26 protein-coding genes are annotated in these 26567 nt (G+C 40.8%); 2 read left to right on the forward strand and 24 right to left on the reverse strand.

The annotated features are described in order from the left end of the window. Nucleotides 1-22: 22 nt before the first annotated feature. The 7 genes from hydA to ACFQZ9_RS27095 all read right to left on the reverse strand — a co-directional run bounded on the left by hydA (nt 23) and on the right by ACFQZ9_RS27095 (nt 8716). Nucleotides 23-1438 carry a dihydropyrimidinase gene (gene hydA, locus ACFQZ9_RS27065; RefSeq protein WP_498946481.1) on the reverse strand — a complete coding sequence of 472 codons (1416 nt, stop codon included), beginning with the start codon at nt 1436-1438 and terminating at the stop codon, nt 23-25. Nucleotides 1439-1451: 13 nt separating this feature from the next. After that, entirely contained in the window at nt 1452-2735 is a 1284-nt protein-coding gene (gene preA, locus ACFQZ9_RS27070; RefSeq protein WP_198311661.1) for an NAD-dependent dihydropyrimidine dehydrogenase subunit PreA, read from the reverse strand. Nucleotides 2736-2775: 40 nt separating this feature from the next. Further along, entirely contained in the window at nt 2776-4125 is a 1350-nt protein-coding gene (locus ACFQZ9_RS27075) for an NAD(P)-dependent oxidoreductase (protein WP_498946743.1), read from the reverse strand. Between the two features lie 505 nt (nt 4126-4630). Beyond that, nucleotides 4631-6877 (reverse strand): AAA domain-containing protein, encoded by a 2247-nt coding sequence (locus ACFQZ9_RS27080; protein WP_498946482.1) that lies wholly within the window; start codon nt 6875-6877, stop codon nt 4631-4633. A 21-nt stretch (nt 6878-6898) separates the two neighbouring features. Continuing rightward, nucleotides 6899-7438, reverse strand: a complete 540-nt coding sequence (locus tag ACFQZ9_RS27085; protein ID WP_498946483.1) for a chromate transporter — start codon at nt 7436-7438, stop codon at nt 6899-6901. A gap of 11 nt (nt 7439-7449) precedes the next feature. Beyond that, nucleotides 7450-8058: a chromate transporter gene (locus tag ACFQZ9_RS27090; RefSeq protein WP_498946484.1), complete on the reverse strand. Its 609-nt coding sequence runs from the start codon at nt 8056-8058 to the stop codon at nt 7450-7452. A 145-nt stretch (nt 8059-8203) separates the two neighbouring features. Next, the gene (locus ACFQZ9_RS27095) at nt 8204-8716 is read right to left on the reverse strand and encodes a YbaK/EbsC family protein (protein ID WP_498946485.1); all 513 of its coding nucleotides are present in this window, start codon (nt 8714-8716) and stop codon (nt 8204-8206) included. Nucleotides 8717-9002: 286 nt separating this feature from the next. Here ACFQZ9_RS27095 and ACFQZ9_RS27100 point away from each other — a divergent pair, with 286 nt between their 5' ends. Then, nucleotides 9003-9302, forward strand: coding sequence for a hypothetical protein (locus ACFQZ9_RS27100; protein WP_498946486.1), 300 nt, complete (start codon nt 9003-9005; stop codon nt 9300-9302). Between the two features lie 37 nt (nt 9303-9339). Here the strand turns inward: ACFQZ9_RS27100 and ACFQZ9_RS27105 are convergent, their stop codons facing one another. The 3 genes from ACFQZ9_RS27105 to ACFQZ9_RS27115 form a co-directional block, all read right to left on the reverse strand. Next, nucleotides 9340-10107 (reverse strand): cobalamin-binding protein, encoded by a 768-nt coding sequence (locus ACFQZ9_RS27105; protein ID WP_498946487.1) that lies wholly within the window; start codon nt 10105-10107, stop codon nt 9340-9342. A 50-nt stretch (nt 10108-10157) separates the two neighbouring features. Beyond that, the gene (locus ACFQZ9_RS27110; protein ID WP_198311668.1) at nt 10158-10613 is read right to left on the reverse strand and encodes a branched-chain amino acid aminotransferase; all 456 of its coding nucleotides are present in this window, start codon (nt 10611-10613) and stop codon (nt 10158-10160) included. 124 nt (nt 10614-10737) lie between these two features. Beyond that, nucleotides 10738-12264: an efflux MFS transporter permease gene (locus ACFQZ9_RS27115; RefSeq protein ID WP_498946488.1), complete on the reverse strand. Its 1527-nt coding sequence runs from the start codon at nt 12262-12264 to the stop codon at nt 10738-10740. A gap of 188 nt (nt 12265-12452) precedes the next feature. Here ACFQZ9_RS27115 and ACFQZ9_RS27120 point away from each other — a divergent pair, with 188 nt between their 5' ends. After that, the gene (locus ACFQZ9_RS27120; protein WP_498946489.1) at nt 12453-13343 is read left to right on the forward strand and encodes a TetR/AcrR family transcriptional regulator; all 891 of its coding nucleotides are present in this window, start codon (nt 12453-12455) and stop codon (nt 13341-13343) included. Between the two features lie 125 nt (nt 13344-13468). On the opposite strand, the gene ACFQZ9_RS27125 is transcribed toward ACFQZ9_RS27120, so the two are convergent. The 14 genes from ACFQZ9_RS27125 to phnW all read right to left on the reverse strand — a co-directional run bounded on the left by ACFQZ9_RS27125 (nt 13469) and on the right by phnW (nt 26538). Next, complete coding sequence (locus tag ACFQZ9_RS27125; protein ID WP_498946490.1) at nt 13469-13951, reverse strand: PaaI family thioesterase; 483 nt, start codon at nt 13949-13951, stop codon at nt 13469-13471. Nucleotides 13952-14083: 132 nt separating this feature from the next. After that, nucleotides 14084-15709 (reverse strand): ATP-binding protein, encoded by a 1626-nt coding sequence (locus tag ACFQZ9_RS27130; protein ID WP_498946491.1) that lies wholly within the window; start codon nt 15707-15709, stop codon nt 14084-14086. Nucleotides 15710-15885: 176 nt separating this feature from the next. After that, nucleotides 15886-17232 carry an aspartate aminotransferase family protein gene (pbfA, locus tag ACFQZ9_RS27135; RefSeq protein WP_498946492.1) on the reverse strand — a complete coding sequence of 449 codons (1347 nt, stop codon included), beginning with the start codon at nt 17230-17232 and terminating at the stop codon, nt 15886-15888. 61 nt (nt 17233-17293) lie between these two features. Beyond that, nucleotides 17294-17566 carry a EutN/CcmL family microcompartment protein gene (locus tag ACFQZ9_RS27140; protein ID WP_498946493.1) on the reverse strand — a complete coding sequence of 91 codons (273 nt, stop codon included), beginning with the start codon at nt 17564-17566 and terminating at the stop codon, nt 17294-17296. A gap of 6 nt (nt 17567-17572) precedes the next feature. Next, a complete protein-coding gene (locus tag ACFQZ9_RS27145; RefSeq protein WP_498946494.1) occupies nt 17573-18400 on the reverse strand; it encodes a hypothetical protein in 828 nt (275 codons plus the stop codon). Beyond that, a complete protein-coding gene (gene pduL, locus ACFQZ9_RS27150; RefSeq protein ID WP_498946495.1) occupies nt 18397-19179 on the reverse strand; it encodes a phosphate propanoyltransferase in 783 nt (260 codons plus the stop codon). The genes ACFQZ9_RS27145 and pduL overlap by 4 nt, the downstream gene beginning before the upstream one ends. A gap of 3 nt (nt 19180-19182) precedes the next feature. Next, nucleotides 19183-19464: a BMC domain-containing protein gene (locus tag ACFQZ9_RS27155; RefSeq protein WP_071355009.1), complete on the reverse strand. Its 282-nt coding sequence runs from the start codon at nt 19462-19464 to the stop codon at nt 19183-19185. A gap of 13 nt (nt 19465-19477) precedes the next feature. Next, entirely contained in the window at nt 19478-20953 is a 1476-nt protein-coding gene (locus tag ACFQZ9_RS27160; RefSeq protein WP_498946496.1) for an aldehyde dehydrogenase family protein, read from the reverse strand. Then, nucleotides 20953-21462: a BMC domain-containing protein gene (locus ACFQZ9_RS27165; RefSeq protein ID WP_498946497.1), complete on the reverse strand. Its 510-nt coding sequence runs from the start codon at nt 21460-21462 to the stop codon at nt 20953-20955. Before ACFQZ9_RS27165 ends, ACFQZ9_RS27160 begins: the two co-directional genes overlap by 1 nt. 72 nt (nt 21463-21534) lie before the next feature. Further along, on the reverse strand, nt 21535-22347 hold the full coding sequence (phnX, locus tag ACFQZ9_RS27170; RefSeq protein ID WP_498946498.1) for a phosphonoacetaldehyde hydrolase: 813 nt from the start codon (nt 22345-22347) through the stop codon (nt 21535-21537). 156 nt (nt 22348-22503) lie between these two features. Continuing rightward, nucleotides 22504-23700, reverse strand: a complete 1197-nt coding sequence (locus ACFQZ9_RS27175; protein WP_498946499.1) for a saccharopine dehydrogenase family protein — start codon at nt 23698-23700, stop codon at nt 22504-22506. 205 nt (nt 23701-23905) lie between these two features. Continuing rightward, a complete protein-coding gene (locus ACFQZ9_RS27180; protein ID WP_498946500.1) occupies nt 23906-24424 on the reverse strand; it encodes an MgtC/SapB family protein in 519 nt (172 codons plus the stop codon). A 61-nt stretch (nt 24425-24485) separates the two neighbouring features. Continuing rightward, nucleotides 24486-25277, reverse strand: a complete 792-nt coding sequence (locus ACFQZ9_RS27185) for a DeoR/GlpR family DNA-binding transcription regulator (protein ID WP_498946501.1) — start codon at nt 25275-25277, stop codon at nt 24486-24488. 127 nt (nt 25278-25404) lie between these two features. Further along, nucleotides 25405-26538: a 2-aminoethylphosphonate--pyruvate transaminase gene (gene phnW, locus ACFQZ9_RS27190; protein ID WP_498946502.1), complete on the reverse strand. Its 1134-nt coding sequence runs from the start codon at nt 26536-26538 to the stop codon at nt 25405-25407. Nucleotides 26539-26567 lie beyond the last annotated feature (29 nt).

Raw genomic sequence — 26567 nt, forward strand, 5'->3', positions numbered from 1 at the left:
ATTACAGATTCGAAGAGTTAATTTAGTTAATTGGTAATGATTCACTTTGAATGACTGGAGTATTGTATTTTGCTCTCTTTAAAAATTGACCAGTTCCTGGTTTTGCAACTAACTGCTTATCCCTCACAACAAATTCACCACGAACCATAACAGAAACCGGTTCACCCGTTACCTTCATGCCCTCGAAAGCATTATAATCAACAGCCAAATGATGCGTTTCAGCTGAAATCACACGTTCAACATTTGGATCGAAGATGACGATATCAGCATCTGCTCCCACTGCGATGGTTCCTTTCTTCGGGAATAAACCAAATAGTTTAGCAGCCCTTGTTGAAGTTAGTTCAACAAATTGATTCAGATTGATTCTGCCTTTCTTTACGCCTTCCGAAAATAGGATGGAAAGACGATCTTCAACAATTGGCCCGCCGTTTGGAATTTTCGAGAAATCACCGCGGCCTAATTCCTTTTGTCCTTTGAAATCAAAGGAACATTGATCAGAACCAAGTGTCTGCAGCTCCCCATTCTTCAAGGCATTCCACAGCACATCCTGATTCCACTTTTCTCTAAGTGGCGGAGACCAAACATATTTTGCTCCCTCAAAATTAGGTTTTTCCAAATAGCTTTGGTCGAGAACCAAATATTGTGGGCAAGTCTCTCCCCAGACGTTAAAACCTTTTTTGCGCGCTTCAGCAATCTGCTCTACTGCATCCGCACAGGTGACATGGACCACATATAATTGCGAATTTGCCAGTCCGGTAAGCTTTGCAGCACGGCCAGTTGCTTCTCCTTCTAATTCCTGTGGTCTTGTTAACGCATGGTAAATTGGATCGGTATTTCCATCCGCCAGTGCCTTTTTCGTTAAATAATCAATGACATCCCCATTCTCTGCATGGACCATAACGAGCGCGCCGTGTTCTTTTGCGAAAGCAAGCGTCCGGTATAAGGTTTCATCATCTGCCTGCAGAACATTTTTATAGGCCATGAAAACCTTAAAGGATGTAATCCCTTCCTCATTAATTACCTGCGGAAGCTGGGCAAGAACATCGTCATTAATTTCACCAATCATTAGGTGGAATCCATAATCAATGACTGCTTTTTCTCCTGACTTTTCGTGCCAGGTTTGGATGGCATTTTTTAATGGTACCCCTTTGTCTGTTAAGCAAAAATCAATGACTGTTGTCGTGCCGCCAAAAGCTGCACCAATCGTACCTGTTTCAAAATCGTCCTTTGTAACGGTACCGCCAAAAGGCATATCGAAATGGGTGTGCGGATCCACTCCGCCTGGGAAGACATAGCAGCCCTTTGCATCAATGACCTCTGCTCCAAGAGCTTCAAGGTTCGTCCCAATTTGAGCTACCTTTCCATCTTCAATTAAAATTTCCGCTTGATAGGTATCGGAAGCAGTAACAACTGTTCCATTTTTTATTATTTTCTTCATGGGAATATCCCTCCTATTTTATATCTACTTTACATTCCGTTGCCGCATTGAGTGCTGCTTGGCGTTCATTCCATGTCATCGGAGGCAGTTCACTTGGAACCTCAATCATGTCAATGGCCCCGTCGACTGGGCAGACAATCGAACATAAATTACAGCCGACACAGTCCTCTTCACGCACTTTGAGATAGCCCTTTCCGTTTGCATCTGTCAGCATATCGATACATTGGTGAGACGTATCCTCACATGCAATATGGCATTTATTACAATTGATACAGACATCCGTATTAATTTTTGCCACAATATTATAGTTAAGGTCCAAATTTCCCCAATCGGAATATTTAGGTACAGATTTGCCAACTATTTCAGAAACGGCAGAAATTCCTTTTTGGTCAAGATAATTGCTTAACCCTTCAATCATGTCTTCAACAATTCGGAAGCCGTGATGCATGGCCGCTGTACACACCTGAACGCCAGTTGCACCCATTAATAAAAATTCAACAGCATCCTGCCAATTTGAAATTCCGCCAATTCCGGAGATTGGCACATTGATTCGTGGATGGCGGGCACATTCAGCCACCATGTTGAGGGCAATTGGTTTAACAGCCGGACCGCAATAGCCGCCGTGGGCACCCTTGCCAGCAACATGCGGAATCGTATTCCACGTGTCTAGATCAACGCCAGCTAAACTGTTGATCGTATTGATCATACTAATGGCATCTGCACCACCTTGCACAGCCGCTTCAGCCGTTGCCGTAATATCGGTAATATTCGGCGTTAATTTTACTATAACAGGTGTTTTCGCTACTTCTTTGACCCAGAAGGTTTGGCGTTCAACAAGAGCTGGAACCTGTCCAGAAGCAGCTCCCATCCCCCGCTCCGCCATACCATGCGGACAGCCGAAGTTGAGTTCAAGACCGTCAACCCCAACATCCTCAACACGCTTGACGATTTCATGCCATTTTTCCTGTTTTGGCTCCACCATCAAGGACGCGATAATCGCATGGTTTGGGAAGCGTTTTTTCGTTTCATAGATTTCTTTTAAATTGACCTCCAATGGCCGGTCGGTAATCAATTCAATATTATTAAAGCCTGCTACTCTTTGCCCATTAAAGCTGACAGCCGCAAACCGTGAGGAAACGTTTAAAATTGGGTCACCTAAAGTTTTCCAAACGGCTCCTCCCCAGCCAGCTTCAAATGCTCGCTGTACCTGGTAGCCGGAATTTGTAGGAGGTGCCGAAGCAAGCCAGAACGGATTTGGAGACTTGATCCCCGCAAGATTAATTCGTAAATCTGCCATCCTTTTTACTCCCTTCTAATTTCCAAATAATATCAATCTATTAAACGGTTCCTACCGCAGTGACTTGTTTGTGAATTGCATGAGCAACCTGTTTCCCCTGCTTAGCCGCTGTAACGACCATCGCATCCCCTTTTCCTTTACCGAACACAATATCACCGCAGGCAAAAATATTCGGTTCTGAGGTTTGGCAAGTTTCCTGATTGACTTGTACGACTCCACCTTTATGTTTCAGTCCGAGTGCCTCGATTAAGGATAAATGCCTTGTTTGTCCGATTGCTTTTATCACCGCATCAACCGGAAGGACAAATTCTGAGCCTTCGATTGGAACAGGGCTCCGTCGGCCGTCTTTTTCCGGTTCACCAAGCTTCATTTTTATGCACTCAATACCAGTTACCTTGCCGTTTTCCCCAAGGATTCTCTTTGGTGCCGTTAACCAGCGAAACTCAACACCATCTTGTTTGGCAAATTCATATTCAAAGTCATAAGCGGTCATTTCCTCTTCCGTTCTCCGGTAGAGAATCTTGACGTTTTCGGCACCTAAACGAACGGAACAGGTTGCACCGTCAATTGCCGTATTCCCCGCCCCAATCACAACTACACGCTTTCCTACCAAGTCATTTACAAGACGGCCGCCCTTTGTTGCCTTTACAAATTCGATTGCATCATGCACACCATCTAGTTCCTCTCCTTCAATACCAAGGTTAGGAACATGTGCCATCCCTGCTGCTAAAACAATTAGATCAAAGTTTTCCTTTAAATATTCAGGCGATACATCTCTGCCCACCATCGTATTCGTCTTGATTTTCACATTTAATTTTTCAACTTGATGGACTTCCCAGAAGGAAATAGATTGTGGTAAACGGAAGGAGACGATCCCAAAGGTATTCAATCCGCCCGCTTTTTCTGCAGCTTCGAAAATCGTTACATCATACCCAAACCGGGCAAGTTCCCTCGCAGCTGATAATCCCGCAGGACCGCCGCCGATAATGGCAACTGACTTTCCGTTAGATTCACCAGGCTGGAAAAGAGTTTGTTCGTTTTGAATCGCCCAATCCGTTGCATATCTTTGCAAGTTTCCAATCATAATCGGCTTTGTAGAATGATTTAGGACACATGCACCCTCACAAAGCTCCTCTGTGGGACATACTCTTGCACAGCTGGCGCCGACAGGATTGGAAGACATAATCGTTTTCGCTGATCCAAGCAAATTTCCAGAGGCAATTTTTTTAATAAAGGTTGGAATATCAATCCCGGTCGGACAGGCCTTAATACATGGGGCATCATAACAATAAAGACAACGATTTGCCTCTTCCATTGCCTCGCGGTTTGTTAGGGCCGGTTCTACCTCTTGAAAGTTTTTTTCAAGATTAGTTAAGGAAATACGCTGCATGTTTTCACTTGCCAATGAGAAACCCTCCTTATATATGAATAGGATTCTAGCAAAAATGTAAGCGCTTCACAAAATATCGATTGGTTTACTAGATGAAAAGTCCAGCCTCCTTTTCAAAAAATATTACAGAAAATTCTGCATCTCATTCTATTTTACAGATACTAGAAAGGCTTTTCATTACACAACCTGTAAAATAATGTAAGCGTTTTATTAACCAATATGTAAAATGAATTTTCTGACTCGATTAAATGAAAAAATAGTAAATGATGTAAAATGTGTAGGTTTAGAATTGAAAAGCAGAATTTGTGAGGGTATCATCTTGTACTTTTTATGGATACTTTACCAATTTATCATAATCAAATTAAAAAATTTGTAAAAATATCACGAATACTTTTATAAATCTCTACTATTGAGCAATAAATATTTCGACACTATCTAAAAAAGTATCAAAAAATAAGTGCTCTTTTCATCTAAGAGCACTTATTCAAAAAAGTTCTTTTTAATCCTACAAATGAATTTGAAATTGATCCAGTAAATAATTTGCTAATTTTTCGGAATCCACTCGTGCAGCAACAAAAGGCGGCCGCACCTCATTGGCTCCTTCAAATGGTACTCCAAGCCATAGAATACGTTCGTCCATCATCAAAAAAGGGAAGGTTGGACTGTTCGAAATCCATTCATTCGGTTGAAGATTTGTCCATTGACTGGAAGAAAGAATCGTCAATTTCACATGTTTATTACGGTTCATTAATTTTTTCTTCCAATGTTCAGGAAGAACGGTATGATCCGGCAGCGATAAAACAATCGAGCTTTTTGTTCTATCAAGATCCCGAAAAATCTTCTCCAGTTTTAATGCATGTACCCACCGCAATCGGGGAAGCTGATGCTGAATCCAGTTCCCAATTTCTTTTTGCGTTACCATTTGATTTTTTTTCCCCTGATAGTCGACAAGCTGCCTTAAGGTTTTTCCCTGATAAATATGTTGGCGGATAAATGTCTGATTACCGACATGGATGAATTTTCCTTTTGTTCTTGTAATCGCAACATTGATGAGGCGTTCACTATCCTTGCCAGTTAACAGCATTCCAGCCCGTTCCAGAGGCCAGCCGTCAACGGTATCAAATACCATTACATCCCGCTCGCTACCTTGAAACCGATGGACGGTAGCAGCGATTATATCAGCAGACATCCGTTCATTTTGAAACAATTCATTCAGTAAAAGCTCCATTAAATTTGCTTGAGCACGATAAGGAGTCACATAACCAATTGATTTTGCTCCGGCTAAATAGGATTCGTGAATCAATTGGAAGGAAAGCAAAAGCTGCCAAACATTCATGCGCGAATTGGAGGTCCGCTCTGTCATACAATAGGCTCCAGTATAGCTTGTGTCTACCATGACGGATGCTTTTTGTGGGAACGGTGCTTTTTCAACGATTTGGCTGCGGCTGCCATGAACGCTCACATGGTCACTGACCAGCGACTGATAAATAAAGCGATTTGTGAACGCAGAAATTTCCGGATGCATTCTTCTTTGTTCTTTTAATAAAAATAAATGAGGGTGGAGCTCTCCTTTATTCACCCATTCCACAACACCGGCACGATGAAACACATCCTCCCTCAGCCATTCCGCCACTAAAGCATCACGGCTTGAAGCAATCGGCGGCAATTGTTTAAAATCACCGCAAATAATGATTCGTTTACCGAGGGTTGCAGCAAAAGCTGCTTGTGGAACATAGGCCATACTTGCTTCGTCCAAAATAACCACATCAAAATCCTTTTCATAAATAGAAGCATCACTAGCGGCTTTCGCAAGCGTTGTCCCGACTATAAGTGCATCCTTAACAAACTGCAATTCTTTTTGGCGAATCTTCTCTAATACCTTGGCAATCTTGGTTTCAAGCTCTAAAAGCTGATTGGAGTCCCTTTTGCTAAAGGATCGAGCTAAATCTTGTTTCAACATCCTCCGTTCTTCCAACAAGATGTTTTTATTTTCGGCAAGTCCCGGATCCTGCTTTTCAATTAACTGGCTTGTGGTCAGAGCTTCCCCGTTAGGCAAACCTTCACCGGAATGAAACCCGTAGCGAAGAACCTCTCCCTCCTGAAAACGCTGCTTTTTGTTGATAAAATGAGAAATTTCACTAATTAATACATTCACAGCTTGATTGCTATGAGAAAGGATCAAAACTCTTCTTTTCTGAAAATATTTATTTGCTGCCACCCTAGCAAGCGTGTAGGTTTTCCCTGTTCCAGGCGGTCCCCAGACAAATGTGACAGGATTGTATTTTGACCTTAATACCAATTCGTGGACATTGCTTTTAATTTTATCGAGAGGATGCTTAGCAGGCATGGAAGGGTCCATTAACCTTTTTACTCTAAGGCGTTTTTGCTTGCTTTTTTTTATCTCATCCAAGCGTTGGATAAGATGTTCCAATAGTTCCCACGGATCATGAAATAAAAAAGCCTCCGGAATCAAATCTCCCCATGATTGCTCTAGGGCGATGATGATTCCTCTGCCCTCTGATGATAAAATCCGCCCGTTTTGTTTTAGCCCGCCCCACTCTAGTCTTATCGTAGACCCGACTGGAATTTTTAAAGGGGCTGCGGTATCAAAATAATAGGTAAACGAATGGTCATTTGTTAAAAAACGACCATTTGAAACAATATGCTTATTACTGCCAAATTTTTTTAAATAATTGATTTCATTCTGCAGTGCTTGCTGCCATTCTTTTATTAATGTAATGATTGAATTCATTAAATCCTTCCTTATAAATTATTATCTAAATACGAACATTCCGAGGATGCCTGCTGCGATAATCACGATCGTCGGATGGAGTTTTAAAAATAGGAGTGAACATAAGGATACCGTAAAAATGATGAACATTCGCACCATTTTTGTTGAAAAATCAAAGGCAATAACCCCATTTGACAGCGCAAAATTGATGGCTGCATAAATAATTAAACTGGTAACAATCGGACGCAGCCCATAAAAGGCTGAAGTAATGAGTTGAAGATCTTTCACTTTTTCATAATTTTTAGCCATCACAAGAATGAAAATTAACGATGGAAGGGTAATCGCCAGAGAAGAAATCAGCGCACCGTAAATCCCTCCTATATGATACCCTACGGTTGTCGCACTATTTGAGGCAATGGAACCGGGAGCCATACCGGATAAACCAACAAAATCGGTAAATTCAGAGGTGGTCAGCCAGCCGCGCTGTGTCACTTCCCGTTCAATAACGGGGATCATCGCATATCCGCCGCCAAAAGAAACGGCACCAATCAAGAAAAATAATAAAAATAATTGCAGTAACACACCTTTCCCTCCTACCCTGCTTTTTTACCCTTTTGAGGATCCTGTAGTTTTTCTAATCGAACAGCGATTCCTAACCATTTTTTCACTTTGACGATCATAATTCCGAATAATGCTCCTAAAAAAATCGCGATAACGGGGTGTAAATGGAAAACTAGCATCATCACAACCATGCCTGCACAGAGGATAGAGGTTGATTTATCCAATAAAGCTGTTTTTGATATTTCGATGGCCGCATAAAGGATTAAAGCGACTACAGCAGCACGAATCCCAAGGAATGCTGCCTCAAAATATGAATTATCCTTAAATAAAATAAAAAATATGCTGAGAAAACATACAATTAAAACAGTTGGAAATAGAATACCCGCCAAAGCTGCAATGGCTCCCCAAAAACCTCCAAATCGATAACCAATAAAGGTGGCACAATTCACGGCAATCGCCCCCGGCGCTGTCCCGGATAAGGCGAAAATATCGGAAACGTCTTTCATGTTCAGCCATTGTTTTTTATGAACAAATTGCCGTTCAATTAATGGGATCATTGCATAACCGCCGCCAAAGGTCACAGGGGCAATCTTAAAAAAGATCCAAAATAATTCAATTAATAATTTCAAATTTGATTTCATCACAAGCCAACTTTCTCGAATAAGCATTGAGATTACTTTTCTATTATAGTACAAAAATAATAGAATCCCTTTGTTATCAGAAGATTGACAAAATCTGCATAAAAATAAGCAGTCGTTTGAAAAGACGACTACTTATTTTCACTGCTTATTTATGATGTTGAATAACTTTTTCTTCGAGCTCTGCTTCCTGCCATCCTTTACAAACATCTACCCAGTCCTTTGCAAAGGAATATTGGGATAATTCATCGAGGGTCAATTCGATGGCCGAGTTAGAGCTGCCGCAGGCCGGAAACAGGGTATCAAACCGTTTCATTGAAACATCCAAGTACACATCCAAATCCTTTGCTAATCCAAAAGGGCATACCCCGCCAATCGCATGCCCCGTTTGTTCAAGCACTTCGTCGGGATTTAGCATCCGTGCTTTGAAGCCAAATGTTTGGCGAAATTTTTTATTATCAATTTTTGCGTCTCCTGCTGCGACGATTAAAATTGCTTTTTCCTCTTCGCCCCTAAAGGATAATGTCTTGGCAATTCGAGCGGGAATTACACCAATGGCTTCTGCGGCCAACTCTACTGTTGCGCTAGAGGTCGCGAATTCCATAATATCTTGCTCACGATTCCATTGTTTAAAATGAGCCTTCACACTTTCAAATGACAATTTATTTCATCCTTTCCCTATCACTTTTATGTAGAATAATATCACAATTTAAAAAATAAACATAAAAAGAGACACATAGGTTATTTTAACCCGTGTGTTTTTTTCGTTATTATTCAGCTAATCACAACTTAAGCTTTGTCAGACTTTTTACTTACAATTTTGATTCGCCATCCATTTTCCTTTTGAATATAAATAATAAACGCCCGTGATTTTTTCAATTTTCCTTGGACATACTTATGAAGTATCTTTGTGAAAAAATACGAAATTTATGACAAGGAGGTTCAAAATGACTTACGAAAATCAATTCAGCGATTTTATAAATGAGCTTTCATTACAAACGAAAATGGAAAATGTTTGGCTCAATACATGTGGTTCATGGCAAAACTGCACCGAAACGACCATTCAATCGTTTTTATCTCAGTGCTTAGATTATAATATAGATCCACAGTTCTGCATGAGCTGGGTCGAACAGCATAGTAATGAAATCCCTAATTGGGCAGCTGTTTCCGAGATGTCTCTTGGCTGGGTAAATGAACATACTTCATCTGGTTCCCCATATTCCATTCAGGATGAAGGCCTTACTTAAAAAATAAGTCTTTGCGCTTTTGCGCAAAGACTTATTTTTATGAATGAATGATACTATAAAGTTTTTCAAGGCCCTCCAATAAACGAGGTGATGGTCGGCAGTACAATTCTTCTTCCAAAATCAGAATTTGGCTCTCATTCTTATAATCTAGCTTTTCATAGCCTGGACGTTTCATAACCACACTTTTCTGCACCTTCGCCTTTCGAACACCGACCCAGGCAAGGCAGATAAAATTAGGCTTTCGAGATAAAACATCCTCCCAATCAGTCTGAACGCTAGCAAGTTCAACATCTGCAAAAATGTTTCTTGCTCCGGCTATTTCTGAAATCTCGGTCAGCCAATTGATTTTTCCCGGGGTAAAAATCGGTTTTGGCCACCATTCCCAATAAAGCGCTGGCCGATGTTGAATCGTCTTCCCTCTTTCTTTTACCTTTTCTATTCTAGATCGAAATTCCTTGGCTGCATCGATCCCGCGTTCTCGCTGCTTAAGAACCTCAGCCGTTTTTACCAAATCTTCTTCAATATCGGATAAGGACTGTGGATTTAACACAATATAGGGGATTCCTCTTTCAACAAGTGCCTCCACGTTTTTTTCCATCCCAGGCACACTTAAAGAAGCTAAAACCATATCCGGTTTCAACTCTTCGACCAAATCCATGTTAATTGATAAATCCGGGCCTAATCTCGGAAGATTTACAATCTGAGCCGGCCAATCAGAAAAATCATCAACTCCCACTAGAAGATGTGTTAATCCTAGATATTCCATCAATTCTGTGTTACTGGGGCATATGGATATAACTCGCACGGTTTCACCTCTCATTGTTTCTACAAATTTTTAAAATTAGATACAAACGCCTATTTGACTTTTTCAACCAATTTCACTAAAAATTGATGTATAAGTTCAAAAGCTTCTCCAATGGATAAATCTTCTCTAAACCCATCCACATAATTCAAAGCAAAATTTAAATCCCACAGCCCGTCCTCATTGCTGAACAATAAATCAAACTTAGCCTCACTGCCTTTTAAATTTTGATTTAACTCTTCTTTTAACACATTACCAAATTTCTTTTGAAGTTTAAGGCCTAACATTACATCATATGTACCAAAAACATCATCCACCTCTAAAGAAACAGCATCGACATGTATTGCCTCAAACTGTTTGGACTCTAAGAATAAAAATTCCTTCTTATGTTTTTTCAAGTGATCAAGGGGCTGGCTTAAAAATGAATCTGTTTCTTTAGCAATCAATTCTTCTGTTTCCTTGTCACAGCGTTCAATAAAAGCATCTTCTAAAAATTGTTGATTTGACATCGTATTCCTCCTAAATCTCTTAACTGTACTATATTATCCCAATAATCATCGTTTGATAGCAACTTTTAAATAACAAAACAAAGGAGCAACGATTCAATCTCGCTGCTCCCTGTTTACCTTCGAATTAATTTTCAGCTAATTTCGTAACAACTTTTTTATCGGGTGCTCCCTCATGTGGGTTACCTGCTGGTTTAACCCTTTTAATAAAGAAAGCAAGAATTAGCGCGATACTAGCAATTCCAACTGATACTAAGAAAGAATCATTAATTCCTTCAAGCATCGCTTTCATGGCAATTTGGTGTTTCATTTCAGCTAATGCCTCAGGAGTTGGTTTTCCAGTCAAATGCTTCATCGCTGAAGCTGCTAAGTCTGTTGCATGCGTTTTTGTACGATTAGACATGATGGTAACCAATAATGCCGAGCCAATTGCACCTGAAACTTGCTGCAGAGTACTGTTCATTGCTGTTCCATGAGGATATTGATGGGCAGGCAATTGGTTTAAACCATTTGTCATAACCGGCATCATAACCATCGACATTCCGAACATCCGCGCTGAGTAAATTAGGATTAATTCCGTGTAAGTAGTATGAAGTGTTAAGGTGCTTAAGAAGTAACTTGTGATAATCGTAATCGATAAACCAGTAATGGCTAATAAACGGCCGCCATATTTATCAAATAATTTACCAGTAATCGGTGACATGATCCCCATTAAAATAGAACCAGGCAGCATGAGTAATCCAGACTTGATTGGCGAAATACCGCGAATCGATTGAACATAGATTGGTAAAAGCAACATCGCAGAAAACATTGCCATCGTTATGACGATCGAAATCGCCGATGATAATGTGAACATTGGATATTTGTAAATTCGGAAATTAAGCATTGGTACTTCAAGCTTTAATTGACGCCAAATGAATAGGACTATTGCGACTGCCCCAACAATAATCGTTATATAAACCTGCGGACTGTCCCAGCCTTTATTCCCTGCGGAACTAAAACCGTACAATAAACCGCCAAAACCAATACTTGATAATAAAAAGGATAGAAAATCAAGACGGATTTCGACATCTTTCTTTTTATCTTTAAGCAAAAAGATTGCAATCACAAGAACAATTGCTGCAATCGGTGTAACAAAATGGAAGAGCATTCTCCAATCAAAGTGTTCAATTAACCAGCCTGATAAGGTAGGCCCAACTGCAGGTGCGAAAATGAAGACTAAGCCGAAAAGCCCCATCGCAGCCCCTCTTTTTTCAGGAGGAAAGCTTGTTAGCATGACATTCATTAATAAAGGCATCATGATCGCAGAGCCAGAGGCTTGAATCATCCTTGCCACGAGTAAAATAGGAAAGGAAGTTGCAAAACCAGCAAGAATGGTACCAATTAAAAATAAACTCATGGCTGTTAAAAATAAACGTCTTGCTGTATACTTTTGGATTAAAAAGGCTGTAGCAGGAATCATGACTCCATTTACAAGCATATATCCGGTTGAAAGCCATTGAACAGTTGATGCAGAAACATCAAGGTCTTTCATTATGGATGGTAAAGCGACATTTAATAATGTTTCGTTTAGCATGGAAATAAAAGCGCCAATCATTAGAATTGCTAGAATCCCCCACGGTGGCCGATCTATTGTTTTAACAGAATTATCCATTGTAATACCCCCTATAAACTAACAGTTCATTTTTTTGTACTGCTATTTCACATAGACAATATCATATACCAGCAGTTCAATTTTTGCAACAAGAAAATTTCATGTTTTTTATTGGGTTTGTTTTAACAATGAAAATAAGGTACTATAGATTTATACAAGAGGTATAATTCAAATTTAAGGTGATATAGATGAAAGATCGAAAGCAGCACGTGATTGAAAAAGCACATCAATTATTTATTGAGAAGGGATTCCAAGCAACATCTATTCAGGATATTTTGGATTTTAGCGGAATTTCGAAAGGGACCTTCTATAATTATTTTTCTTCGAAAAACGAATTATTAATCGCCATTTTTAAGTCCATCTTTAAAAACATGGACAGGGAGCGGAATGAGTTACTAATCGGACAAGACCCAGCTGATATCGAAATATTTATTAAACAAATGGAAATACAAATGAGGTCAAATAAAAAGAATCGGCTTTTTACCCTTTTTGAGGAGGTATTATTCTCGAATGATGCGGAAATGAAGGAATTTCTCAAAAGAGGACAATTTTTCATGCTCCGCTGGCTCTATAACCGATTTATTGACTTATTTGGTGAGGATAAAAAGGCTTATTTAATGGATTGTGCCATCATGTTCATGGGGATTCTGCAGCAAAACATCCACTTCGACCACCTTGCTAATGGAGCGAATACCGATTTCAGCCGGGTTGTCCGATATAGTGTTGAGCGGATGGTAGGCATAGTTGGTGAGGTCGTGGAATCTGGAGATTATTTAATTAGTCCGGAACTTTTGGCAAAATGGATTCCGGAATGTAAAAAAAATGGACAGGAGCTAAAAGACCAACTGCTTCAATTAAGTTCTGCTTTAAAGAAAATGATTACGAAAAACTGCCCAAATGAAGGGGATCAAGAAAAACATCTTGAATTATTGGACTTTATTCAAGATGAACTCCTGCAAATAAGAGCACCACGCAAACATTTAATTGAGAGTACCCTCTCAGCCCTAACAACAGAAATATCACCCTTTGCCCAAAAAGAACTTCAGCAACTGGAGAAGCTTATTGCCCATTTTGGGTGACGGTTTAAGTGACAGGCACCGCCCGTGGACTTTTTGCTTCTTTTGTCCATATGGGGTGGACACCTCTGCCGATAAGAAAGCAGTGAATTTCAGCTTAATTGAAGTTCACTGCTTTTTTATTGAAACTATTTGGATATAAACGTACATGGCATAACAACTGCGACAACTTCACCGCGTGCACAAAGTTCATCATTTGCAAAGACCTCTGCATCCACTTTCCACTTCTTCGGATGAATTTCTGTAACTGTTCCGACTGCTTTTAACGGGATACCATGCGGAGTTGGCTTTAAGAAATCCACCTTTAAGGAAGCGGTTACAAAACGAGGCGGCTCAACCCCGTCTCCAGCCTCATGACCATTTTTTCGATGTAGTGCTAGTGCAGCCGAACCTGTCCCATGGCAATCAATCAAAGAAGCAATAATCCCTCCATAAACAAATCCTGGCAGAGCCAAGTGGGCTGCTTCAGGTGTATAAATCGTTACCGTCTGGTCTCCCTGCCAACCAGTGCGAAAATGGTGACCTTCCTCATTTAAACGGCCACACCCATAACACCAGGCAAAATCATCCGGATATTCATCTTGAACCGCTTTAATAACCTTTTCTTCCACACTCTCTCCTCCCTTTTCAGAAAATTATACCATATTTTGGACAAAAATAGAGCCAGGAGGATTCCTGGCTTTTATATAAATGATTTTGGTTAAACTTAAAATTTATGAGATTTACTTCCCAGTATTGTTCCATTAGCTAGCTAAAGGCAAAGTGATTTCGATCAGTGTACCTTCTCCTATTTTACTTTGATAATGTATTCTGCCATGATGCTGCTTAATGAGCTTGTGACAGATCATTAAACCAAGCCCAGTCCCTTTTTCTTTTAATGTGTAAAAAGGCTCACCTAAGCGCGGCAGCAGTTCTTCAGGAATCCCGCAGCCCTCGTCGCGAACGGAAATAACCACCGTTCCGTCGATGCCATTTCTTAAGTGAACATGGATTTCCCCGCCTTCCGGCATTGCTTCAAAGGCATTTTTTAAGAGATTCAAAAATACCTGTTTTAATTGATTTCTCTCACAAATGATCAGAAAATCTGGATTTTCGAACGTTAATTTTAATTGAATATTATTCATTAACGCCTGCGGTGCTAAAAGCTCAAGAATACTTTCAACCAAGTCCCGTAAATCCGTTTTCTTAAGTTGGATGGCCTGCGGTTTTCCCAACGAAAGCAGTTCGCTTGTAATCGTTTCAATTCGCTCTAATTCACTGAGAAGCAGTTCATTATATTCAATTGGACCATTTTCCTTTTTATATAGCTGTATAAAGCCTTTAATTGTTGTTAATGGATTTCGGATTTCGTGTGCCACTCCGGCAGCTAATTCCCCTACAATGGAAAGCTTTTCAGATTGAAGGAGAATTTCTTCTGACTTTTTACGTTCAGATATATCCCTGCTTATGATCACAATATGTTCGACAGAATTATTTTCACATTCTACCGGCATACATCGGGATTCAAACTGAACCCAATAACCGTCCTTATGATGAAAGCGGAACTCCATCGAAACGGATTCTTTATTTTCAAACATCCACTCAATCGTTTCTCTAAACATCCCTACATCATCAGGGTGAATGAACTTACATAATTCAAATTTTTCCAACTTAACCCCATTATATCCCAAAACATGTTCATGAGAAGGTGAAAAATATTGAACGGAATGGTCGCGTTTCATCACCATAATGAGGTCAGAAGTATTTTCTGCTATTAATCGATAATTTGATTCACTCTCAGCTAAGGTTTTCTCCATTTGCTTTTTTTCGATAATAATCCGGTGGAGCCGTTCATATGACTCAATCAATAATGCCCCAAGAATGACCCCCAATAAGACAAAAAGCAGGTATTGGAAGTGAAAAATAGGTTCATGTCTGAAAACATTATAGATAATCGGCACAGTGACAATATAAATGGCAACGTAGGTAACAAATAGATAAAGGCATTTTTTTACAGGCATGTAACGCTTTGTCAAAAAATGGATGATGATGAAGCTTATCATAATTAGGATCCAGCCAATAATAGCCGGTGTCCAGTGTCCACTAGAAAACAATCTGGCAATCAGGGCGAAGCTGCCTGTGATGGTGCCGGCTACAGGTCCAAGATAGGCAAAAACTAAAATAACCGGGGCATACCGAATATCATAGGAATATCCTTGCTGGTGGATTGATAATGCTACCAATAGTATGGAAACGATCCCTGCATATACCCCTACCCAAACTCTTAACTGTTTTAGGGATCGATGACTACTAAATGAACGAATGACCAAAGGCGTACTGACCATGAGTGAAAAAATAGAAAGATTTACAATGTAGTCCAATAGAATCAAATGTATTCACCCAAACTTTATGTATTCTTCTTTAATCATAAACTAGAGCTATTACCATTTCCATACTAAAAAAATAATTTTATACATGGCCGCCACCATTTTCAAATAAAAAAGTTGCTGCCCGCCAGATAGGGAATGCAGCAACTTTTTTAGGTAAAATTCGGGTAGTATCACCATTAAAAAGACTTCTCAAGTATATCCATTGCCACTTCTAATTCTTTTTCGTTAATAGTTAATGGCGGGGCAAGGGTTAATACATTCCCCTGTGATACCTTAAAGCTTAATCCCTTTTCCATGCATTTATACATGATTTGTTCGGCTTCGGAAATGGCCTTTGCTTTTGTCTTACGGTCAAGAACCAGTTCCACCCCATATAGCAGACCGATTCCGCGGACATCCCCAATCAGTTCAATTCGGTTTTGCATTTCTAGCAATCGAGTTTTCATATATTCACCTAAGGAGTTTGCTCGCTCTAGCAAATGGAATTCCTCAATATATCGGAGGGTGGCGAGTGCGGCCGCACAGCCAAGGGAGCTTTTTTCATGTGTAAAGTGTCCTAAAGCAATATCCCCGGCAACATCTAAATCCTCGCGGGCGAGCATCGCCGCCATCGGAAATACACCGCCCCCAAGGCCTTTGCCAAGCAGGACAATATCTGGAAGGACCCCAAAATTTTCAAAGGCAAACATTTTCCCTGTTCGGCCCAGTGCCGTTGGTATTTCGTCGTAAATCAACAATACTCCGTGGGTATCACAAATTTGTCTTAATCGTTGATGATATGCCTTCGGTGGTATTTGTACATCTGTGCACCTGATCGGTTCAAGGATAATTGCACCTACATCCCCTTCCCGCTCCAAAACATACTCAAGATAATCCAGACCCTTCTCATGGCTGGCATTACAATCCCCGAAAAAACATCTATAGGAATTATAAGGCATCACCTGGAGGGTTCCTGGCATAAGCGGACCCATTCCATTGCGAAAAATAGCTTCGCCGCCGACGGATATCGCATCCAAACTAGCTCCATGAAAGGAATCCCACATTGAAATGGTTTTAAACTTTCCTGTTGCCTTACGGACGAGCTTCAAGGCCATACTTACGGCAGCAGCTCCGCTTGGCGCTAAAAGTACTTTATTCAATTTTCCCGGAGCAAGTTCCACCAGTTGTTTCGACAATTGAATCGCTGTTTTATTCGTATAACGGCGCGGGGAAAAAGGCAGAACATCCAACTGATCCTTTACCGCCTTGATCACGTACTCATTTCCATAGCCAACCTGGTGAACGCTGTTCCCATGGAAATCCATATATTTTCTTCCATCAATATCTTCAAGGTAAATCCCATAGCTTTTTTCAACCACATTTAAGCATGGGGTGGAAAGCGACTGATGCAGATAATATTCGGAATCTTCTTCTAAAAGTTGAAAGGCTTCTTTACTTAGATGGCGCTCCTGCCATTCTTTACGATTTTGAGATAAATTAATATCTCCTTCCGTTCTTAATAGCTCAGAATCAAGGTTTCTCATATTTGCCACCCCATTTTTTAAAAGACTCCCATTTTAAAAAAATTGAGTTTAAAAGAACTGATTAGTTCACAGGCACTTCTAAGGAATCGACAATTCCCACAATTGCTGCATCAATGGGGGCGCACTTTTCGCCCATCAATTTTTGTGCGGGCGTTCCCTGAGTGATGATGACAAATTCACCAATTCCGGCACCAATTCGGTCCATCGCAATGATGACATTTCCCTCAGGTTGTTTTTCCACATTAATAGGCTGAACAATGAGAAGTTTGATGTTTTCCATTCCCTTTTCCTTTTGAATCGCCCAGATACTTCCTTCCACCCTCGCTAGCCGCACTCTACATCATCCTTTACCGATATACTTGATTGTCAATTTTTTCTCTTTTAACAAATCCTTTGCTAAAGGGGAAATAATAACGCCTTTTGGTAGGGTAAGGGTATGATTCGGAAATTCCTGCTGGGCCTTAATCCATTCGGGGGTGAGAAGTTTTTTCTTGAAGGTCAAACCTCCATCATCTGCATGATTTATTTCTTCCGTTTTAGCAGCTGGCATCTTTGCCAGCCGATTACTGAATTTTTCAATTACTGCATCTGCTAACTCCATTTGCGGCAAAAACTCAATACCTAGCTCCTTCATCCCATCCACATAGGAATCAAACCGTTTCCGGTAAGGTCCTGGTAAAGAAAGTACTTTTAAACAGCGGCGGTCGGCTCTCATAATTCCAGGAGTTTCACACCCGACAATTAGAAACTTTTCCAGGATAATCGCCGAAAAAATCAATTCAGCCTTAATAGTACCTTTTAAGCCTGTTACGATTCTCGCTGCATTATCCAAATCAATTTCCGGAATGACGATCCCATCGTATTCCTTCGGCAGTTCGATCGCAGCAGGCGAATATTCATCGGCCGCGATCATTCTTTCAGAACCGCTTGACTCAATTCGCTGCATCCCCAGCCAGGAAGAAGTTTCACCATCTAAAAATAACAAGTCATACCCGATTTTATTGTTCTTTAATTTAATAAACTGATCAGCAAACGGCTCATGTGCCGAACTATCACAAAAAACGAATAACACTTTCCCAATCTGCTCTTTTTCCTTTTCAACTTTCATTGATTGGACAACTTCCTTCACAACCGACTCAATCATCGCTCGAATATCGATGCTCCTCACCTCCCTTGCCAATAAAACTGATCATTTTTTCCAATGATTTTAACAAGGTCACCCGTTTTTAATCCCGCAGCATTCCCCTCGTCGAGGTCTACATGGAAATCCTTATGATAAGAAGGATTCACACGGACAACCACATCTGAAAAAATAATCCGCCGGTCCCCGACGGTTTCGAGGAATAGTCGATCCCCCTGCTCCACATTGAGTTCTTTTGCATCATTAGGCGAAAGATGAACGTGGCGTTTCGCAATAATTACTCCTTTTTCCATCACCACACACCCTTTTGGACCAACGAGGGTCAGTCCGGGTGTGCCTTCAATCGAACCGGATAAACGGACAGGGGGATGGACTCCTAATTGAAATCCATCCGTAATGGAAATTTCCACCTGTGTTTCTCCCCTGGCAGGTCCGAGAATTCTTACATTTTGGATAATCCCCTTTGGCCCCAGTAAGGTCACCTGCTCGACGGCAGCAAATTGACCCGGCTGTGATAATTCCCGAAACGGTGTTAACAAATAACCGTTTCCAAATAGGGTCTCCACATCTGCCAATGTTAAATGGACATGCCGGTTAGATACACCTACAGGAATTAAATGGATTTCAGCGATTTCATTAACAGACGCTGCCTTTTTAATCATGTGCTGTTGCTTTACAACAATCCGTCTTTCGCGAAGAAAATCCCTTGCAGAAGGGGTAAGCTTTTCCCCCTCATCAAGGGTGAAAGGATTAGGAATCCCATTTTTCAGCATGGCTCTTAGTTTGGATTCCGTAATGATCGTCATGGTCTATCCTTCCAATTTCGGAAGAATCAACTCAATATCTGAATGCGGGCGCGGAATAACATGGACAGAAATCAATTCTCCTACACTTTCTGCAGCTGCAGCCCCGGCATCTACGGAAGCTTTTACAGCTCCGACATCTCCGCGAACCATTACGGTCACTAGCCCGCCGCCGGCATGAACCTTTCCTATTAATCTTACATTTGCTGCTTTTGCCATCGCATCAGCTGCCTCAACAGCCCCAACCAAACCCTTTGTTTCAATCATTCCTAATGCTTCTCCACTCATTGTTTATTCCTCCTCATTTAAAATTTAATTCTTTTAAAATACTCTTTACAATTTCCATAACCTCAGCTTTAGAAATAAGCGTTTCATTGTTTGAAACTGTTAGCTGTGAACCTGAAGTCACTGCTGGTGCTTCATTTTTCATCTCCCTGATGCCAAAAGCGATCCGTTTTGTAATCAATAAATGCTCCGGACCAATATTGTCAGACGAAATATTGTTTCCGTAGGTACCACAGCCAAGTGTCATCGATGGTGAAATACCGGTTGACGCACCGATTCCACCAAATGTCGTCCCTGAATTCACGACAACCCGCGAAACCCTTTGTGAAAGACCAAAGCTTTCAATGACTTGTTTATCTTCACTATGAATCCCAATGGTATGCCCCAAACCACCAAGTTCCAATAATTCGTTACACACAATCCTCGCCTCGGAACAGCCTTCAACCGTATAAAAAGCAAGAATTGGGGAAAGCTTTTCAAGAGAAAATGGATAGGCTATGCCAACGTTTGTCTCTTCCGCCACTAGCAATCTTGTATCCTGAGAAACGAGAATTCCCGCCAATTGTGCCAAGACTTGCGGAGATTTTCCGACCAATGCCGGATTCAGACTCCCATTCTTTAAAATAATCTCTTCTAATTTCTTCTTTTCATAGTCATCAAGGAAATAAGCTCCTTCTTGCTCTAGAGCTGCTTTAACCTTTCGTTTAACGGACCCGTCCACCACTAGTGCTTGTTCGGAGGCGCAGATTGTTCCATAATCAAAGGTTTTACTCTGAACGATTTGACTGACTGCTTTCCCAATATTTGCACTTGAGTGGATATACACTGGTACATTCCCGGGTCCAACTCCATATGCCGGATTTCCTGAGCTATGGGCTGCCTTTACCATACCCGGACCACCAGTCGCTAAAATCAAATCAGTCAGTTTATGATTCATCACTTCCTGGGCCGAAGCAAGCGTCGGCTTTGAAATACAGGAAATGGCTCCATCTGGTGCACCTGCTGCCACAGCAGCCTCCTTCATCACCTTAACAGCTTCATTCGTGCATTTTGCTGCAGAGGGATGCGGGCTAAAAACGATGGCATTTCTTGATTTCATTGCAATCAAAGCTTTAAAAATCACTGTTGAAGTTGGGTTTGTCGAAGGAATAACCGCTGCAATCGTGCCCACTGGTTCAGCCACCTCCCAAACCTGCTTCTCCTCATCACGAGAGATGATCCCCACTGTTTTCTTATCTTTTATCGAATCATACACACCATTCGCGGCAAAAAGATTTTTGGCCCGTTTATCTTCGACATTCCCATACCCTGTTTCTTCCACCGCGAATGCCGCAAGCCTGCCTGCTTCCCTGATAGCCGCTTGGGCCATACTGTAGACAATTTGATCCACTTGGTCCTGTGTCAAAGCGCCAAGCGTTTTTTGTGCTTGTTTTGCTTGCTCGAGATTTCGTCTTCCCTCTTGCATCGATTCCAGATCCTGATCCAAGGACATCAATTATCGCCACCTTTCTCAGCTAGGAACCTGCTAATCTGTTTTACTAAATCCTCTTTTTTAGCCGAAGAAATTTCTTGGGGCGATAAAGGAAAACCTTCGTATGAATTAGCAAGTTCTCTTAGCTCTTGAAGACTACTTTTAGTCCATTCCTTTGGTTTTTCTTGTTCTTTAATTTTTACTTCTTTAAATTCTGACGGTTCCGTTTTATCCTCGGCTTTCTTTAACAGCGCCGGAAAAAGCATTTGAATGATATGATCATCCGGTCTGGCAATGACATGAGAATGACGTAATTGACCAACCCTTTTGGCAGCTTCTGTCCCAACCTCGACAGCTGATTTTACGCTTGCGACATCGCCGATGATGTAAATAGTCACTATACCCGAATCTGCTCCCTGGTAGGTGACAACCCTCACATCCGCTGCCTTTGAAGCAGCATCTGCCGCAGCAATCAGTGCCGGAAAGCCTATTGTTTCGATCATCCCCAGTGCATAGGCATGTTTTTGCAATCCATTCACCTCTTCACCTTTTGGCTTTTTATAGAATCATTCCACCAAAGGCCTCTAATTTAAAAACTTCACTTAATCCTCACCATTTGCCAGTCGCAGATTAATTTTCGGAATGAGTTTATCTAATTCACCAATACTATCAATCACATAATGAGCACCTGCGTCTTTAAAACGCTTCGCCACAACTTCCATCTTATCTGCCAATAAATCCGGATCCATTGAATTGACTTCTTCTTCCTTTAAACCTAGTTCACTTCCGCCTTTAATCACACCAACGCTCCAAGCCCCGGAATTGACGCCTTCTTTAATATCACTAACCGTATCTCCAACCTTGATAATATGTTTCATTGGGAATACCCCTAAATTCATAGCATTTAAGTAACACATCCATGGATACGGGCGCCCTGCCGGTGCATCATCAGGTGTAAACAGGTAATCTGGAGCATATCCTTTTTTCTTTGCTTCAGGGGCAACAACCGCCATCATTTCCGATGTATAACCGGTAGTCGACCCAATTTTTATTCCCTTCTGTCTTAGTCTTCCGACTAAATCCAGTGCCCCTGGGATTGGTGTGCAATAATTGCGGAGGCTTGAGAACAGCATTGGTTCAAAATCGGCATATAAATCATCGACATCCTTATCCGTTGGTATTCTGCCGAATTTTACGTTCCACGATTGGGCAATCCGGTCCATATCGCACATGGCGCGAATATGATCCCATTTTAAAAGCCCCATTGGTGCCCGTGCTTCCTCATCCGTTACTTCGATTCCTCTTTTTCTAAAAATCTCTAAAAATACATTCAATGGCGCAAAGCAGCCATAGTCCACTGTTGTTCCTGCCCAATCAAAGATAACTGCTTCAATCTGGGGAGATGAATTACTCAAAAGACGAACCTCCTTTATCAACAACCAATACAATCGTCTTCGTCACATAGATGTGCAAAAGGAAAAATAAAAATTATTGGTTGGTAGTTTTTTATTAAAGGCAGGCATTTAAAATTATTTTTATGTAATACCTGCCTTGTCAGTAGTTATAGATTGTTATGCTTGGATTGTTGTTTCTTCTTCGACTCTTTCATTCACTACTTCAATTTCTTCGTGAATATGGATGCCGCGTTTTTTCAGTTCTTCAAAAATGACGGTTGGCTCAAATGCCTCTTCCGGAATTAACACGCCCGTTTTTTTAACTAATCCTTTGGCAATCAACTCAGTTGCAATTGCCATCGGAATCCCAACATTTCGGGTATAAGCGCGTAATTTTTCCCATCCTTTAACAGTTCCATCACTGGCAGGATGCGTATGGTATAAAATATGGCGTTTCCGTATTCCAGCCTTTTTCCCAACGACTTCAATATGCAGCGAATATCCGTACAACTCTGTTTCTTGGCCTTCTTTTGATTGAAGGAGATACTCACCTATTACATCCATTACACCAACCTCTTGACCGTTAATTTCAACCTTTGGGTTGCGCATGATTCCATAATCATAGAGGGCACGAACTAATTGCATGTTCTGTTTTGGCCAGGTTCCCCGCACTTCAATCAGCTGTACACCTTTATTCGCAAGCGCTTTTGCCAGGGTACGAGTTTCTGAATGCGGAATAATGTATTGAATGGTTTCGCCATAAGGCTCTGGGAGCTGAATTTTTCTTGGTCTTGCAAAAGGAGGGACTTGAACGAATTCGCCTTTTTCAAAAACGATTCGTCCAGGAAGGTCTGGGTCGTATTCGTAGGTGGTGGTTTCGGTAATCGATTTTGAAAATGCAATTGGCCGGAAAGAGCCGTGGCTTACTCGTACTGTTTCTACCTCATCTAATTGGTTGGCAGCGTGCATTGCCATCATTTGTGTAACACCCGGAGTCATTCCAAAACCGGGAAGCGCGGTTCGATTATGTTTCTTGAAGATATCGGTAAATTCATCTTCTGCTCCAAAGCCGTTTAAATTGATCCCATGGCAGCCGGCTTCTGCAATACAGGCAGTAGAAAGGCCGTTTAGGGTGATCGTTGTTCCATCCATGACAATATCGTAGCCTTTCAATTGTTTGACTGTTTCCTCATGGTTAAATACATTTACCTTCACAAAATTTACACGGGGATCATTCAGTTCATTTACTAATTCAAGGCCCAACTCCTCATTAAAATCACCTATGGTAATGACATCAAAATCAGAATGCTCGACAAGATCTAAAACGGCTTCCCGACAAATTCTCCCTGCTCCACCTAAACAAAAAACCTTCATTCTTCCGCCTCCTGAAGATTAAAAATATTCACTCAACTCTTGAGTTGATTTGATTGTATCACAAATTAATTGGATTGTCTTGGTTTTAGTTGTTATTTTTTAAATTTTTTTGATTCATTTTAGTTGGTTTTAGTTTGTATTTCCAAGTTGGTTTCCTACAATAGAAAAACGGCAGATTCTAGCAATCTAGAATCTGCCGTTACTTTTATCCTGAACTTCGATGGAAGCCGTGTTTTTCCTCTTCTTTTTCCAATGTCATAAGATGACGGTGTTCAATTACCTGGCTTATTTTTGCTAGGATAAAAGTAATTAGGACCGAAGCAAAAACCAAGCCATAAAAACCAGCTCCTATGCCAATCCCAACGCCGCCTGCAAAAAAAATCATCGCCGCAGATGTTAACCCTTTAACCTGTAAACCATCCTTTAAAATCAAGCCAGCCCCCAAAAAGCCAAGCCCGGAAACAATCTGCGCTGTTAGTCTCATAGGATCCATACGGTTATTGGGATTAGAACTGCCAAAAATCTCCGCACTATAAATGGAAACGAGCGTAATGAGCGTGCACGAAACGGAAACATAGGTAAAGGTTTTTAAACCGGCGGGCTTATTTTTGGCACTTCGGTCCCAGCCAATAAACATCCCAAGGAGCGCACTGATGACTAAGCGAAGATAAATTTCGATATTTTTCAAGAAATGCTCTTCATATAAGACTCCCAAATGCTCCATACATATCCTCCTTTACTCATGGAGCTCGTTTGCCCATTGTTTAGAGAGTCTAAGATAGGATTTATTTTTTGTCGGCAACCAGCCATTTTACATCATTTTCCTTTAATAAATATTCCCAATCTTCCGGATGTTCTTTATCGGAAACGATGATATCGATATCCTGCAAGTCAGCCATCTTATAGTGGGTGCGTTTCCCGACTTTGGAGTAGTCAATCAGAACAATTTGTTTATTCGAATGATCGATTAGTTTTCTCGTCACCATTCCTTTGGAAGAATCAAAGCTCGTTATTCCTGCTTCCTTTGTTATACCGTCAGCCGAAATAAAATATTTATCCACATAAAGATTTTCCAGCATTTCAATCGTAAAACTTCCCGTTACACGATGATGGGTGGTGTTTATCTCCCCGCCAAGCATAATAATCTTCCCTGTGAAAATATTTTGCTGGTGCAAGTCGATTAACACCGATAGAGCCGAAATTGAGGTAGTAAAAATCGTTAAATTTCGCTTTTTATGCAAGTTTTTAACGAGCTGCAGCGGCGTGCTTCCGTCATCAATCGCAATGACATCATTATCATTAATTAGGCTTGCCGCGTACTCTCCGATTCGTTGTTTGGCTTCAGAGTGGATCACCTCTCTTTCTACTGTTGGAGGCTCCTCATTAAAAAAGGATATATTGATTGCCCCGCCATAAACCTTTTTTAATTTTTCTTCCTGCTGCAGTTCATCTAAATATTTACGAATGGTTTCAGTTGAAACCTCTAATATTTCTGCCAATTCATTAACTTTAACTTTCCCGCTTATCTCAAGGAGTTCAAGTATTTTCCTTTTTCTTTCTTCCCCTGCTAATGACAACTCATTCACCCCACGATATAAATATCCACTATAATTTTACTATAACATTGGAAAAAGATAGAATTATTTTGATTATTTATTTTGCTAAAACAAAATTATAGTGAGAAAACAGATCGATTTTGGGTGATTAATTCTTAGAAACAGCGTCGAGCCAAAAGCTGCTTTGTTCGATTGCTTGTAATAAACCCTCAATATCCTTCTGATGAACGTTTCCGATATTCCCAATCCGGAAGGTATCTAAAGCTGAAACCTTTCCAGGATAAATAACGAATCCTTTTTCTTTTAACCTTTGATAGAACACTTTAAAGTCGAACTTTTCAGACTCCGGATAATAAAATGACGTAATGATTGGGGATTGCAATTCCTCAGGAAGGATTGGCTCAAACTGAAGCTTTTTCATTCCTTCGGAGAGAACCATTTGATTGGTCTTATACCTGCTTGCTCTATTCTTAATTCCGCCTTCAACCTCTAACTCTTTTAAGGCTTGAGCAAAGGCACGAACAACATGCGTCGGCGAAGTAAAGCGCCACTTCCCATTTTGTTCCTCCATCGTTTTCCACTGATCATATAAATCTAAAGAAACAGACCTGGCATTATTTTTACACTTCTCAAATTCAGCCTTTTTGACAATCGCAAACCCGAATCCAGGGACACCTTCAATACATTTATTGGCACTGCTGATGAGGTAATCAATGTTTAGCGAGGCGATATCCATTTCAACACCGCCGAAGCTGCTCATCGCATCGACAATAAACACGCGGTTGTATCGTTTAACAATTTCACTTACTTTTTCAATTGGATTCAGCATGCCTGTTGTGGTTTCGCAATGAACGATCGCCACATGGGAAATCTTCGAATCATTTTCCAACTCATTCGTTAAACGATTTAAATCAAGAGCCTCCACCTCACCGCTTTCTAAAACGACAGTATTTATCCCAAGCGTTTTAGCGATTTTAACGATTCGGCTTCCATAGACTCCGTTTGCAATCACCAATAATTTTCCATCCTGCGGTAAAACAGTACCAATGACGGATTCTACGCTAAAGGTACCGCTTCCCTGCATTAATACAGCTGAGTACTGATCAATTGATTCAGTTGCAAGCCCGACAAGCCTTTTTCGGATATCTTGGACAATATTGTTATAGTCATCATCCCATGTACACCAGTCCTTCATCATTGCAAGTTTTACAGTATCCGTAGTCGTTAAAGGACCCGGAGTCAGCAATAAGTATGGGTTGTTTGTGAAATCATTTTTATTCATTCGTATATTCTCCTTTAAAAATATTATTT

Origin of the sequence: Neobacillus sp. GCM10027624 (assembly GCF_042675345.1) — a bacterium.
GTDB lineage: Bacteria > Bacillota > Bacilli > Bacillales > Cytobacillaceae > Neobacillus > Neobacillus cucumis_D.

Bases quoted from the DNA above. Each gene is read 5' to 3' on its own strand.
- hydA (WP_498946481.1), bottom strand. From the start codon at position 1,438: ATGAAGAAAATAATAAAAAATGGAACAGTTGTTACTGCTTCCGATACC.
- preA (WP_198311661.1), bottom strand. From the start codon at position 2,735: ATGGCAGATTTACGAATTAATCTTGCGGGGATCAAGTCTCCAAATCCG.
- ACFQZ9_RS27075 (WP_498946743.1), bottom strand. From the start codon at position 4,125: ATGCAGCGTATTTCCTTAACTAATCTTGAAAAAAACTTTCAAGAGGTA.
- ACFQZ9_RS27080 (WP_498946482.1), bottom strand. From the start codon at position 6,877: ATGAATTCAATCATTACATTAATAAAAGAATGGCAGCAAGCACTGCAG.
- ACFQZ9_RS27090 (WP_498946484.1), bottom strand. From the start codon at position 8,058: ATGAAATCAAATTTGAAATTATTAATTGAATTATTTTGGATCTTTTTT.
- ACFQZ9_RS27100 (WP_498946486.1), top strand. From the start codon at position 9,003: ATGACTTACGAAAATCAATTCAGCGATTTTATAAATGAGCTTTCATTA.
- ACFQZ9_RS27110 (WP_198311668.1), bottom strand. From the start codon at position 10,613: ATGTCAAATCAACAATTTTTAGAAGATGCTTTTATTGAACGCTGTGAC.
- ACFQZ9_RS27115 (WP_498946488.1), bottom strand. From the start codon at position 12,264: ATGGATAATTCTGTTAAAACAATAGATCGGCCACCGTGGGGGATTCTA.
- ACFQZ9_RS27120 (WP_498946489.1), top strand. From the start codon at position 12,453: ATGAAAGATCGAAAGCAGCACGTGATTGAAAAAGCACATCAATTATTT.
- pbfA (WP_498946492.1), bottom strand. From the start codon at position 17,232: ATGAGAAACCTTGATTCTGAGCTATTAAGAACGGAAGGAGATATTAAT.
- pduL (WP_498946495.1), bottom strand. From the start codon at position 19,179: ATGACGATCATTACGGAATCCAAACTAAGAGCCATGCTGAAAAATGGG.
- ACFQZ9_RS27155 (WP_071355009.1), bottom strand. From the start codon at position 19,464: ATGAGTGGAGAAGCATTAGGAATGATTGAAACAAAGGGTTTGGTTGGG.
- ACFQZ9_RS27160 (WP_498946496.1), bottom strand. From the start codon at position 20,953: ATGTCCTTGGATCAGGATCTGGAATCGATGCAAGAGGGAAGACGAAAT.
- ACFQZ9_RS27175 (WP_498946499.1), bottom strand. From the start codon at position 23,700: ATGAAGGTTTTTTGTTTAGGTGGAGCAGGGAGAATTTGTCGGGAAGCC.
- ACFQZ9_RS27180 (WP_498946500.1), bottom strand. From the start codon at position 24,424: ATGGAGCATTTGGGAGTCTTATATGAAGAGCATTTCTTGAAAAATATC.
- phnW (WP_498946502.1), bottom strand. From the start codon at position 26,538: ATGAATAAAAATGATTTCACAAACAACCCATACTTATTGCTGACTCCG.